The organism is Burkholderia sp. CCA53 (genome assembly GCF_001685525.1).
GTDB classification, from domain to species: Bacteria; Pseudomonadota; Gammaproteobacteria; order Burkholderiales; family Burkholderiaceae; genus Burkholderia; species Burkholderia multivorans.
On sequence record NZ_BDDJ01000001.1, the window covers coordinates 1,154,744 to 1,167,552 of the forward strand.

Genomic DNA, 12,809 nt, shown 5'->3' on the forward strand with positions numbered 1-12,809 from the left:
CCGCTTCGTCATGCTAGCCCTTCAGCCAGGCTTCGCGCGCCTTCAGCAACGCGGCCGGTCTCGCGGCGGCCGTCAGCCGGTAGCGCGACACCTCCGGGCCGTCGAGCTTCAGTTTCGCGGTGCGCAGTTCGTCGCGGCGGAAGGCGTGGACCTCGACCTTGTCGCCCGGACGGTAGCGCGCGAGCAGCGCATCGAGGTTCGTGCCCGTCACGCGCAACCCGTCCAGCGCGATCAGCGTGTCGCCGGCCGACAGCCCCGCACGATGCGCGGCGCCGCCTTCATAGACGGCTGCGAGCGTGCAGTCGGCGCCGCCGCGCAGACGTGCGCCGATCGACGGTTTCGCGACCGCACCGGGCGCGCCGAGGTCCGGCGCGAGCGTCACGCCGAACGGTGCGAGCAGCTCGGCGAGCGGCAGGTCGCGCGTGCCGTGCACCGCATCGCTGAACAGACGGCCGAGTGCGACGCCGGTCGCTTCTTCGATCAGCGCGGCGACTTCGTCTTCGGCGACGCCCGCCTGCTTGCCGCGATAGAAGTCGCGGCCGTAGCGCTGCCAAAGCAGACGCATCACGTCGTCGAGCGACTTGCGGTGACGCGTCTGCGCGCGAATCGCGAGATCGAACGCGAGCGCGACGAGCGAGCCCTTCGTGTAATAGCTGACGATCGCGTTCGTCGCGTTCTCGTCCTGGCGGTAGTACTTGATCCACGCGTCGAACGAGCTGTCCGCGACGCTCTGCTTGAGGCGGCCCGTGCCGCGCAGCACGCCGCCGATCGTGCGACCGAGCGCCGCGAAATATTCGTCCTGCGACATCAGCCCGCTGCGCACGAGCATCAGGTCGTCGTAATACGACGTGAAGCCTTCGAACAGCCACAGCAGCGACGTGTAGTTCTCGCGCGTCAGGTCGTACGGCACGAACGCGGCCGGCTTGATCCGCTTCACGTTCCACGTGTGGAAGTATTCGTGGCTGCAAAGGCCGAGATACGTGCGATAGCCTTCCGTCGTTTCCGGGCGCCCCTTCACCGGCAGATCGGTGCGATTGCAGATCAGCGCGGTCGAGGCCCGATGCTCGAGGCCGCCGTAGCCGTCGCTGACCGCGAGCGTCATGAACACGTAGCGATCCATCGGCGCCTTCTTCGACTTCGGCTCGAACAGCGCGATCTGCGCTTCGCACACGCGCTTCAGGTCCGTGCGCAGCCGTTCCATGTCGAGCTGCGTCACGCGCCCGGCGATCACGATGTCGTGCGGCACGCCGTGCGCGTCGAACGTCGCGAGCGCGAATTCGCCGATCGTGACGGGATGGTCGACGAGTTCGTCGTAGTTTGCCGCGCGATAGGCACCGAAGCCGTAGCGCTTCGTGCCGCGCGCCTCCGGCAGCGCGGTCGCGACGCGCCATGCGCGAAACACGTCGCCGGCCGGTTTCGCGATGTCGACTTCGCACGGCGCATCGTCGCGGCCCGCGACGTTCAGGAACACCGCGGTGCCGTTGAAGAAACCGCCCGATTCGTCGAGATACGCGGAGCGCACCGACAGATCCCATGCGTAGACGACGTAGCGCAGCGTCAGCGCGCCGCTGACGGGCGCGGCCTGCCACGTATGCTTGTCGGTCTTTGCGATCCGTACCTTGCGGCCGGCGTCGTTGAACGCGTCGAGCGTCACGATGTTGCGCGCGAACTCGCGCACGAGATAGCTGCCCGGAATCCATACGGGCAGCGAAAAGCGCTGGCCGTCGGGATCGGGATCGGAAACCGTCACCGTCACTTCGAACAGGTGGGCGGCAACGTCTTTCGGGACAATCGAATAGCGGATCGGCTGGTTCATCGTGGCAATCGGTCGAACTGCGGCTGCGGAAACGAAGAGAGGCGCCGGCAGGCATCGCGGGCGCCCCTCGCTGGCCGGGCGCGCGGCCCGGCGTGTCGGTCGGTTACTTGCTCGACGCGAGCGCCTGGTTCAGCTGGTCGGCCGACACCGCGCCCGGCAGGCGGCGGCCGTCCGGCAGGAAGATCGTCGGCGTGCCCGTGACGTTCATGCCGCGGCCGAGCGCGAGATTCTTGTCGAGCGCGCTCGTGTCGCAGTTGCCGGCGCCGGACGGCGCACGATGATCGAGCATCCAGCTCTGCCACGTCTTCGCGCGATCGGTCGCGCACCAGATCGCCTTCGACTTCGCGGTCGAATCGGGCGACAGCACCGGATACAGGAACGTGTACACGGTGACGTTGTCGACCGACTGCAGCGTGGTTTCGAGACGCTTGCAATACGGGCAGTTCGGATCGGAGAACACAGCTATCTTGCGCGCGCCGTTGCCCTTCACGACCTTGATCGCGTTGGCGAACGGCAAGCTCGTGAAGTCGATCTTGTTGAGCTCCGACAGGCGTGCGTCGGTGAGGTTCTTGTGCGTCTTCGCGTCGACGAGATCGCCGAGCAGCACGTAGTCGCCCGCCGCATCGCTATAGATGATCTGCGAGCCGAGGTTCACTTCGTACAGCCCCGCGACCGGCGATTTCGACACGCTCTTGATCGGTGCGTCGTTGCCGAGACGCGCTTGCAGCGTGGCTTTCAGCTTGTCGGTGGCCTGATCGGCCTGCGCAGTGCAGCCGAGCGCCGCCATCGTGACGGCCAGCGCCAGCGAGGCGATGCGGATCGTTTTTTTCATCGAGTTGTTCCTTCAGCTCTATCGGAATGCACGGCACAGTGTACGCCGTAACGGAACCGAGTCCGACCGGCGATGCGGCCGAAGGTTCGCTCAACCGAGCGCGGCGGATACCAGCCAGCGCTTCACGAGCGGCTGCGCGCCGACGAACGCCATGCCCGCATTGCGCACGGCCTTCGCGAACGAACCGGGCACGGCGAACAGCCGCTGCAGGCCGTCGGTCGCGACCATCAGCGCGCGGATGTCCTCGCGGCGCGAACGCTCGTAGCGGCGCAGCAGCACCGTATCGCCGAGGTTGCGGAAGCTTTCCTTCGTCGCGATCGCATCGGCGAGCGCGGCGACGTCGCGCAGGCCGAGGTTCATACCCTGCCCCGCGAGCGGATGGATCAGATGCGCGGCATCGCCGACGAGCGCGACGCGCGGCGCGATCAGCTTGTCGACCGTCTGCAGCGCGAGCGGGAAACCGGCGGCCGGCGTCACGCATTCGAGCGTGCCGACCTGCGCGTGCGACACGCGCTCGACTTCGGCCGCGAGCTGCGCGGGGTCGAGCGCGAGCAGCTCGTCCGCGTGCGCGGTGTGCGCGGACCACACGAGCGACACGTGGCCGTCGGGCAGCGGCAGCAGCGCGACGATTTCGCCGTCGCGAAACCATTGATACGCGGTTTCGCGGTGCGGCAGCGACGCCTTGAAGTTCGCGACGACGCCCGTCTGCCGGTAATCGCGCCGCTCGACGCGCGCGCCCATCTGCGAACGTACCCACGAGTGTGCGCCGTCCGCGCCGACGACGAGATCGGCTTCCAGCACCTGCCCCGACGACAAGGCGAGCACGGCCGCGTCGTCGCGCACGTCGAGGCCCTGCGCGCGCGCGTCGAACCAGGTCAGGTTCGGCTGGAAACGCAGCGCGGCGTCGAGCGACGCCTCGATCAGCGACGATTCGGCGATCCAGGCGAGTTGCGGCACCGACGCCTGATAGGCGGAAAAATGCAGCTCGGCGTGCGCATCGCCGTACACGCGCATGTCGTAGACGGGCGCGAGCCGGCCGTGATCGAGCGCCTGCCAGACGCGCAGCCGCTCGAGCAGCGCCTGCGAGCTGGACGACAGCGCATACACGCGCGTATCGAACGCGAGATCGGCCGGCCGCGGCGTGACCGGCTGCGCGAGCAGCGCGGTCTTGTAGCCGGACTGGGTCAGCGCGAGCGCGGCCGTCTTGCCGACGAGCCCGCCGCCGACCACGGCGACGTCGAAGGTATGGTGGACAGTCATGGCGGGCATTATAGCCGCGGGGCCAAACCCTTACGCGGCCGGACTTTGCGGGAAATCAGCGGAATCGCGGCACGCGGCGGCGCGACCGGCCGGCGCACGCGGGCGGTTGCTGCGCCGCGCGCACGTCGATTGGGGGCGTGTGGTGGGGGCGGGGGCGCTGGCGGCAGCAGCGGCGGTGGTCGCGGTGGCCGCGGTGGCCGCGGTGGCGGCGGTGGCAGTGGTGACGGTTGTGACGGTTGTGACGGTTGTGACGGCTGTGACGACGGTGACGGCGTGATGGCGGCGGCGCCGGCGGCCGCGCCGGAGCGCTCCGCAGCCGGAAACCGGCGCGTCGGCACGGTACAATAGCGTCTTTGAACGCCGGCCCGTCGCGCTGCCCAGCGCCGGCCGCCCTCTTTGTCCCGCGCCGCCGCGCCCTGCCCGGCCGCGCCGCTTCATCCGTTCGAAGGATTCCATGAGCCTCAAATGCGGCATCGTCGGCTTGCCCAACGTCGGCAAGTCCACTCTATTCAATGCGCTGACCAAGGCCGGCATCGCCGCCGAGAACTACCCGTTCTGCACGATCGAGCCGAACGTCGGCATCGTCGAAGTGCCCGACGCGCGCCTGAAGGCGCTCGCCGAAATCGTGAAGCCCGAGCGCATCGTGCCGGCCGTCGTCGAGTTCGTCGACATCGCGGGCCTCGTCGCCGGCGCGAGCAAGGGCGAAGGCCTCGGCAACCAGTTCCTCGCGAACATTCGCGAAACCGATGCGATCACGCACGTCGTGCGCTGCTTCGAGGACGACAACGTCGTCCACGTCGCAGGCAAGGTGAGCCCGATCGACGACATCGAGGTGATCAACACCGAACTCGCGCTCGCCGATCTCGGCACGGTCGAGAAGGCGCTCGCGCGCTACTCGAAGGCCGCGAAGTCCGGCAACGACAAGGAAGCGGCGAAGCTCGTCGCGGTGCTCGACAAGGTGCGCGCGCATCTGGACCAGGGCAAGGCCGTGCGCGGCCTCGCGCTGTCCGACGACGAGCAGGCGCTGCTCAAGCCGTTCTGCCTGATCACGGCGAAGCCGGCGATGTACGTCGCGAACGTGAAGGACGACGGCTTCGAGAACAACCCGCACCTCGACGCGGTGCGCAAGTACGCGGAAAGCGAGAATTCGCCGGTGGTCGCGGTGTGCGCGGCGATCGAAGCGGAAATCGCCGATCTCGACGATGCCGACAAGGAAGCGTTCCTCGCCGACATGGGCATGTCGGAGCCGGGTCTCGATCGCGTGATCCGCGCGGGCTTCAAGCTGCTCGGGCTGCAGACCTACTTCACCGCGGGCGTGAAGGAAGTGCGCGCGTGGACGATCCACATCGGCGACACCGCGCCGCAGGCGGCCGGCGTGATCCACACCGACTTCGAGCGCGGCTTCATCCGTGCGCAGACGATCGCGTTCGACGACTTCATCGCGTACAAGGGCGAGCAAGGTGCGAAGGAAGCCGGCAAGATGCGCGCGGAAGGGAAGGAATATGTCGTGCACGACGGCGATGTGATGAACTTCCTGTTTAACGTCTGAGCGTCGTTTCGATGCTGCCGTGAGAAAGCCCGCTCGATGCGGGCTTTTTCTTTTTTGCGTGGCGGGACGCGGCGCGGCGACGGTACCGTGTCGCGGCCGCATCCGTTCGTTACTCGCCGTCGCCGATCGCGATCGTGCCGGACATGTGGAGAAACTGCCCGTCTTTCGTCGCGATGTTCGTGTTCACCGTGCCGCGCGCGAAATCCTCGACGTGCACGACGTTCGAGCCGGTCGACGGCTCGTGCCAGTACACCATGTACACCTGCGGCCGAATCTCGTGCGCCGTGTATTGCACGGTATCGGCCACGCCCTTGAATTGGCCTGCCGTGCCGATGAACGACATCGTCTTGTCGTCCTGGAAGTGCAGGTCGAACACCGTGTCGCCGAACGCCACGCGCGCGACCTTGCCGATTGCCGGAAACGGCTGCGGCGCAGGCCACTGCATCTCGCCCTTCGCGACCTTCGCGCTCAGCTCGAGCGACGATTTCGCCCCCAGCGTCGGATAGCGCGCCTCCATCGCGGCGATCAGCGCTGACGAATCGCGTGCGCGCGCGGCCTCCTGATCGAACGCCTTCACATAGGCGCGCGTAAAGGCGACGCCGGTCGTGAACGGCCGGCTGCCGTCCGCGTTCGGCAGGAAGTGGCCCGGTACGACGCGCACCGGCTTCAGCGCATCGATCCGGTCGAGCGTCGCGAGCCAGTTCGCGTGCGACAGCGGGGTCTGCGTATCGGCCATCCACACATGGATGTTCGCCGCGACCGGAATTCCGCCCACCACCGTGCGCTCCGACGGAATCCACACGAACGTGCGGTCCGGCGTCGGGCCGTCGAGCCCGACGATGCGCAGCTTCTCGCCGTCGACGCTCAGCGTGTCGCCGTCGAGCGGCCGCGGCACGATGATCGACGCCGGCGCGTTGTCCTTCAGGATCGGCCGCCAGTACGCGAGCTTGCCGTCCTTGCTCGCTTCGATTGCGGCGACCGTCTGCGGCGTCGCGACGATCTTCGCGTCCGGGAACGCCGCGTGGATCGTGTCGAGGCCGAAGTAGTAGTCCGGATCGCTATGGCTGACGTAGACGGCCTTCAGCGTCTTGCCCGTCGCCTTGATCCGGTTCACGAGCGCCTGCGCGTCGTTGCGCTGGAACTGCGCGTCGATCAGGATCGCTTCGGTCTTGCCCGACACGATCTCCGACGACACCGGAAATATGCTCTTCGCGCCCGGATTGTAGACATCCACGGCCAGCGGGCCGGCAATGCTCGACGATGCCGCGCCGAGCAGCGCGCTCGCCGCCAGCACGGATGAAACCAGATGACGTACCGACATGGTCGTACTCCTTCAGAGATGAGGTGGACGAACGATAAATGAAACCATGTCAGTTACAAATAGCCGATCTGTTGATCGTCCATTTACTCGCGAGAACGAATCGCGGAGGGGCGACGCAAATTTGCTTTTTGGTCTGCCTTTACCTGGGAATGTTGCCCGACGGATGCGTCGACCGGCTTCTCCGCCCTGGTCCGACCGCAAAGCCGTTACACCGGCTGTCCGTAGACCGACTCGAACCGATGGATCAATTGAATGGCGCCGGACGGATACAGCCCGAAAATTCGTTCAGCACACTTCCGACAAAAAACAGCGATCGCCATCTTGCTACGACTTCAGACATTTTCCGACGCAGATTTATAAAAATTAGTATTTGTTCTATATGCAAGCATCTGATCGCACACAATACTGCCCCCATCACTTCCCGTAGGCACTCGGCACCTCATCAATCCAAGGATCAATCACTCCATGAAAAATGAACCACACGCCGAGATTCTCGGCATAAAATTCACCCCCGGTTCAGTCGACGCTTTCTTCATCGACTTCTTCATTGGATACGCACTCATCATTTCCATCCATATTGTCCTGTATTGGCTATTCAAAATAATATCGACGTTCATCATAAAAACAAAAGTAAACCCCTGGATGATCCTAATATTTTTATCCGTAATTTTAGGAAACATCGCAAAATCACTACTTACCAAACATCCCTGACATGACGGTTTTTCGGAGAATTGAAATGCGCGAACTATCAATTCGAGAACTGAAGGTAGTCTCTGGCGCCGTAGGGCCAATCGGTGCCGCGCTTGGCGGTGTCGGAGGGGGGGCCATTTACTTGGGGCAAGCATCGGTCACCGGACAAGCGAGCCCCACCGGTCTCGCTTCAGCGATACTTGCCGGGGCCACGCTTGGCTTTTTTACCGGCCCAGCAACCCCCACACTCATGCAAGCCGGTGCAATGACCATTCTCAATGGTCAGCTTGGATTTTATAGTGGAATGGCCGCTGGTTTCTTGGAAAATGCGACCAACTCGGCGGGCACCAACTACAACGCGCCATGAACCAACTACAACTAAATCACCTTCCCCAACCGAACCCGAAACCAGCCCAAACATCAAATCGTTCCGATGAGCATTTCGTTCAGCGTCTCCCCTAAAGACTTCGCACTCGATTACCAGGAAAAGCGCCCCTTGCTTATGAAAGGAGCCGTATCGCTTCGCAACTTCTCCTGGCGGGACGTAAATGAAATCTTCGAACGCAGCAACGTAGCCTCCGACGATTTCAAGCTGACTTTCGACGGCATCCGACCAAAGAGCGAATACATCGAAAGCTGGTGGGACATCGGCACGCTTCGCCATCGCCTGATCAAGCCAGTTGTCTACGATTATTTGCGCAAGGGCGCGACATTGATCGCAAACAAAATCGCCACTGAACCGAAGGTCAATCAGTTATCGAGACAACTCATCGAATTCACCGGCAGACAGGTGGTCAGTAGCGCCTACCTGGCATTCGGTGAGCGCGACTCGTTCCGCTGCCATTGGGATACACGTGACGTTTTCGCAATACAACTCATCGGGCGCAAGCGGTGGGTCCTGTACGAGCCCTCACTCGAGGCACCGCTTTACATGCAACAAAGCAAGGATTACGAGGGCCTGTATCCGTGTCCTGACACCCCGTATATGGACGTCATGTTGGAGGCCGGTGATCTGCTCTATCTACCACGAGGCTGGTGGCACAACCCGCTTCCCGTCGGTGAAGCGACCTTCCATCTTGCATTCGGAACTTTCCCGGCCTATGTCATTGATTACTTGAGTTGGGCGATAAACCGAATGCCGCACTTGCTCGACGCCAGACGTTCGTTGAGTGACTGGGAGAACGATAAAAACGTCCTGGCGTCGATAGGGCAACAATTCGAGGACTTCATTTGCACCCGAGAGAATTACCGCCGCTTTCTCGACGATAGGACTGGGGCCATACGTATCGAGACAGATCTCGCACTCGAGACATTGGGGAACCCAGCGGTGTCGGCAATCCCAGATGAATCGAGAATTCGCTTGAGCGCTTATCGGCCGCCTGGCCGCGACGATCGCTATGTGATCGCCAACGGCACCAAGGTCAATCTGGACGATCAAGGCGCAACGCTGATTCGACTGATCGTCGAGCGCCCCGGCATCAGCCTCGGAACACTGATTTCTGGTTTTGCCAACACCGATGCGGACCGCATCCGCGATCTGGTCACGGATCTCTGTCGCCAGGATATTCTGGAGTTTTCTCTCGCGTAACGCGCTATCGCCGATATTCATCGCGCTGCCGCGTGCGGTGTGCCGCCAACGCCCGCCCTCCCCGACGCCACGCCTCGATTCCACCGCGCCTACGCCGCACAGCGCGAACGGGCGCAGCAGCCGCGCCCGTCCGGTTCACGCGAGTTACGTCGCCGACACGCGCCGCCCCTCCCCCACCCGCGCATCGCGACCTCGCTTGTTCAGCCACGACGCAAGCAGCACGAACAGCGCCAGCACGGCCGTCGCACCGACTTCCATCCGGTGTTCCTCGCTCACGAGCATCACGGTCAGCGTGCCGCAGATGAACAGGATCACGGCCCACGTGAGCCACGGGAACATCCACATCCGCAGCGGCAGATCCGCGCCAGTCGCTTCGAGCGTCCTGCGCATCCGCAGCTGCGAGATCGCGATTACGAGATACACGAGCAGCGCGATCGCGCCCGAGGTCGCGAGCAGGAAGCCGAACACCTGCTCGGGCATCAGGTAGTTCGCGATCACGGTCACGAAGCCGAACGCGGTCGAGGCGAGCACGGCCGCGCGCGGCGTGCCGGTCGCATCGGTGCGGTGCAGGAACGCGGGCGCGTCCTTGCGCTTGGACAGCGAGAACAGCATCCGTGACGCCGTGTACAGCGCCGAATTCAGGCAGCTCGCAACCGACACGAGCACGATCACGTCGATGATCGCCTTCGCGTTCGGCACGCCGATCAGCTCCATCGCACGCTGATACGAGCCGTGCGCCGGCAGCAGCGGGTCGTTCCACGGCACGATTGCCGCCACGACGAGGATCGAGCCGAGATAGAACAGCGTGATGCGCCAGATCACCGAATTCGTCGCACGCACGATCTGGCGTTGCGGGTTGTCGGACTCGGCGGCCGCGATCGTCACGATTTCAGTGCCGAGAAACGAGAACATCGTCGTCAACATCGCCGCGAGCACCGCGCCGGCGCCGTTCGGCATGAAGCCGTGATGCGCGAACAGGTTCGACACGCCCGACACGGCCGGCGCCGGCACGATGCCGACGATCGCCGCAGCGCCGACACACAAGAACACGACGATCGCGACGACCTTGATCAGCGCGAACCAGAATTCGAATTCGCCGTAGTTCTTGACCGAGAACAGATTCGTGATGGTCAGCAGCAGCGTGATGCCGAGCGCGAACATCCACGTCGCGATGCCCGGGAACCACGCATTGAGGATGGTCGCGGCGGCCGTCGCCTCGATCGGGATCACGAGCACCCAGAACCACCAGTACAGCCAGCCGATCGTGAAGCCGGCCCAGTGACCGATCGCGCGGTCGGCATAGGTAGAAAACGAGCCGCTGTCCGGATGCGCGACGGCCATTTCGCCGAGCATGCGCATCACCAGCACGACCAGCACGCCCGCGATCGCATACGCGAGGATCGATGCCGGACCGGCTTCCGCGATCGCGTGGCCGGAACCGACGAACAAGCCCGCGCCGATCACGCCCGCAATGGACATCATCGTCACGTGCCGCTGCTTCAGGCCGGTGCCAAGGCCTGTCTTGCTTTCCTTCATCTGTCTCTCTCCAAAAAACGGTCCGGTACGACCGGTGTCGCGTGAAGGCGGCGTGGGGATTGTCTTTGTTGAGCCGGGATGGAACCGCGTGCGTGCGGCACGCGAATCCGCCGGGCCGCTCCGGGACGGCGCGCCGCGCAGTCTGCGAAGCTGCGGGTGCGATGCGGCGCGCAGCGCGCCGGCGCATCGCGCGCGCCGATTCCGTCGGCTTTCGGTCAGCCGCCTTCGAAGCGATGCAGTGTAAGCATCAAACGGTTCTTCACTAAGAACCAATTGAATATTTTCGATGGAACCACTTGTTGCATCGACGCGCATCGATGCAACGCGTGATCCGGTTCGGCCGCACGTGCCTGCACCGATCGCCGCGTCAACCCGCGTCGCCCGCTTCCCGCCATTTGGCCGGCACGATCGCCTCCCATTCGCGCCGAAGCAGGTTTGTCACCGCCTCGGGACTCGCGGCCGACAGGCGCACCAGCACGATCGGCCAGCCGACGTAGTGATCGGTCACGTAGTACACGTCGGGCTCCGATTCGATGAGCCATGCGCGCTCGTCGGGGCCCACGCCCTTTACGACGAGCGTGTCGCCGTCCTCGCGCAGCCGCGCGAGCATCTTGCGCCTCACCTTCAGCGCGGGTGTGCCGTATGACGTGCCTTCCTCGACGCCCCGCCACGCAAGCACGATTTGCCGAACTTCGTCGAACGTCATGAGGCCCTCCGCGTTTCGTCGCCGGTTCACGATCCGCCCACCCTACCGGAAATCGCGCGGTGCGCCTATCGGCCGGCCGCGCGCGCCGCCGCTCGCGTGCGCCCGCTCGTCGCGACGATCGCGAACGCGATCGCGTTGGCGGCGGCGCTGGCCAGGATCGGCACCAGATAGCCGCCGCCCGCGTCGTAGATGAAGCCGGCCGCGGCCGGCCCGATCAGCGTGCCGAACGCGACGCTCGTATAGAGCACGCCGATGATCGCGCTGACGTTGCGCCCGCCGAAGGCGTCCATCACGACCGCGGGCAGCACGGCGACCCAGCCGCCGTAGAATACGCCGAACACGAGCGCGAACGCGGCGAGCGTCGCAACGGTGCCGGCGCCCGCCCACGCGACGAGCGCGACAGCCATGCCGGCAAACATCGCGAGCAACGACGCGCGGCGGCCGAAGCGGTCCGCGAGGCCGCCGAGGAAGAAGCGCCCGGCCGTGCTGCCGACGCCGATCGCGCCCAGCAGCAGCACGGCCGCGGCCGGCGCGACGCCGTGATCGACCGCGTACGGCACGAGATGCACGAACGGCACGAACACGCCGAACGAGCAGACGAGGCAAGCCGCGTAAAGGCTCGCGAACGGCCGCGACAGGACGGCTTCGCGCACCGTCGCACCGGCGGCCGGCACGTCGGTCGGACTGCGCCGCGGCGCCGCATCGGACGGCGCCCGCTTAGCACACGGGCCGCGATCGCATGCCGACGCCGACGCGCCGTCGGCGGCCGGATCCGTCACATCGCCATCGGGCAGCAGTCCGCGCCCGCGCGGATCGTTCTCGATCAGCAGCGACATCCCCGCGCCGAGCACGACCGCAAGCACGGCCAGCGCAAAGTACGCGCCGCGCCAGCCGACTTGCGCGATCAGCGCGGACGCGAGCGGCGGCATCGCGAGCGTGCCGACGCCGATCCCCGCGACCGCGAGCCCCGACGCGAAGCCGCGGCGCCGCACGAACCAGCGCTGCACGGCGCCGACGGCCGGCACGTACGCGCAGCCGACGCCGAAGCCCACGCCGAGCCCGTATGCCGCATAGACCTGCAGCAGCGTACGCGCGGCGCCGGCGGCCGCGAGCCCGGCGGCGGTCAACAACATGCCGACGACGGCCAGCCGCCGCGAGCCGAATCGATCGGCGAGCGGCCCGCTGACGATGCCGAAGCCGAAATACAGGAAACCGGCGAGCGAGAACACGAGCGAGATCTGGCCGCGCGACGCGGCGAAATCGCGCTGCAGCGGCTCGACGAACGCGCTGAACGTATAGGCGCTGCCGAATCCGACGAACGTCACGGCGAACGCGGCGGCGACCACGTACCAGCCGTAGAACACGCGCGATGTGCGTAGGCGATCGATCACGATGCTCCTCCCGAGCCGCACCGGCCGCCACGCCGGCGTCCGGATTTGCGTCATGGATATAGTTGAACTATGTTGATCGCATCGCCCGCCGCCACGACGACGTCGGCAACGCGATCCGAC

11 protein-coding genes are annotated in these 12,809 nt (G+C 65.2%); 4 read left to right on the forward strand and 7 right to left on the reverse strand.

What is annotated here, in order from left to right:
- Window positions 1-13 precede the first annotated feature (13 nt).
- The 3 genes from BCR55_RS05330 to BCR55_RS05340 form a co-directional block, all read right to left on the reverse strand.
- Window positions 14-1,816, reverse strand: a complete 1,803-nt coding sequence (locus tag BCR55_RS05330) for a M61 family metallopeptidase (protein WP_006406912.1) — start codon at window positions 1,814-1,816, stop codon at window positions 14-16.
- Between the two features lie 103 nt (window positions 1,817-1,919).
- Window positions 1,920-2,648, reverse strand: a complete 729-nt coding sequence (locus BCR55_RS05335) for a DsbC family protein (RefSeq protein WP_065494279.1) — start codon at window positions 2,646-2,648, stop codon at window positions 1,920-1,922.
- A gap of 90 nt (window positions 2,649-2,738) precedes the next feature.
- Window positions 2,739-3,917 (reverse strand): UbiH/UbiF family hydroxylase, encoded by a 1,179-nt coding sequence (locus BCR55_RS05340; RefSeq protein ID WP_006406913.1) that lies wholly within the window; start codon window positions 3,915-3,917, stop codon window positions 2,739-2,741.
- Here BCR55_RS05340 and BCR55_RS30205 point away from each other — a divergent pair.
- Together BCR55_RS30205 and ychF are read left to right on the forward strand one after the other, a co-directional pair.
- Window positions 3,907-4,185, forward strand: a complete 279-nt coding sequence (locus BCR55_RS30205) for a hypothetical protein (RefSeq protein ID WP_155770727.1) — start codon at window positions 3,907-3,909, stop codon at window positions 4,183-4,185. The genes BCR55_RS05340 and BCR55_RS30205 overlap by 11 nt on opposite strands.
- A gap of 177 nt (window positions 4,186-4,362) precedes the next feature.
- On the forward strand, window positions 4,363-5,457 hold the full coding sequence (gene ychF, locus BCR55_RS05345) for a redox-regulated ATPase YchF (protein ID WP_006406916.1): 1,095 nt from the start codon (window positions 4,363-4,365) through the stop codon (window positions 5,455-5,457).
- A 109-nt stretch (window positions 5,458-5,566) separates the two neighbouring features.
- Here ychF and BCR55_RS05350 read toward each other — a convergent pair whose 3' ends face one another.
- Complete coding sequence (locus BCR55_RS05350; protein ID WP_065494280.1) at window positions 5,567-6,778, reverse strand: MBL fold metallo-hydrolase; 1,212 nt, start codon at window positions 6,776-6,778, stop codon at window positions 5,567-5,569.
- A 736-nt stretch (window positions 6,779-7,514) separates the two neighbouring features.
- Between BCR55_RS05350 and BCR55_RS32250 the strand changes: the two genes are divergently transcribed.
- A complete protein-coding gene (locus BCR55_RS32250; protein WP_125902617.1) occupies window positions 7,515-7,835 on the forward strand; it encodes a hypothetical protein in 321 nt (106 codons plus the stop codon).
- Between the two features lie 66 nt (window positions 7,836-7,901).
- Window positions 7,902-9,056 (forward strand): JmjC domain-containing protein, encoded by a 1,155-nt coding sequence (locus BCR55_RS05360; protein ID WP_006406919.1) that lies wholly within the window; start codon window positions 7,902-7,904, stop codon window positions 9,054-9,056.
- Between the two features lie 144 nt (window positions 9,057-9,200).
- On the opposite strand, the gene gabP is transcribed toward BCR55_RS05360, so the two are convergent.
- The 3 genes from gabP to BCR55_RS05375 all read right to left on the reverse strand — a co-directional run bounded on the left by gabP (window position 9,201) and on the right by BCR55_RS05375 (window position 12,743).
- Window positions 9,201-10,592, reverse strand: coding sequence for a GABA permease (gene gabP, locus BCR55_RS05365; protein ID WP_006406920.1), 1,392 nt, complete (start codon window positions 10,590-10,592; stop codon window positions 9,201-9,203).
- Between the two features lie 367 nt (window positions 10,593-10,959).
- A complete protein-coding gene (locus BCR55_RS05370) occupies window positions 10,960-11,298 on the reverse strand; it encodes an MmcQ/YjbR family DNA-binding protein (RefSeq protein WP_065494281.1) in 339 nt (112 codons plus the stop codon).
- Window positions 11,299-11,363: 65 nt separating this feature from the next.
- Window positions 11,364-12,743, reverse strand: coding sequence for an MFS transporter (locus BCR55_RS05375; RefSeq protein WP_065494282.1), 1,380 nt, complete (start codon window positions 12,741-12,743; stop codon window positions 11,364-11,366).
- Window positions 12,744-12,809 lie beyond the last annotated feature (66 nt).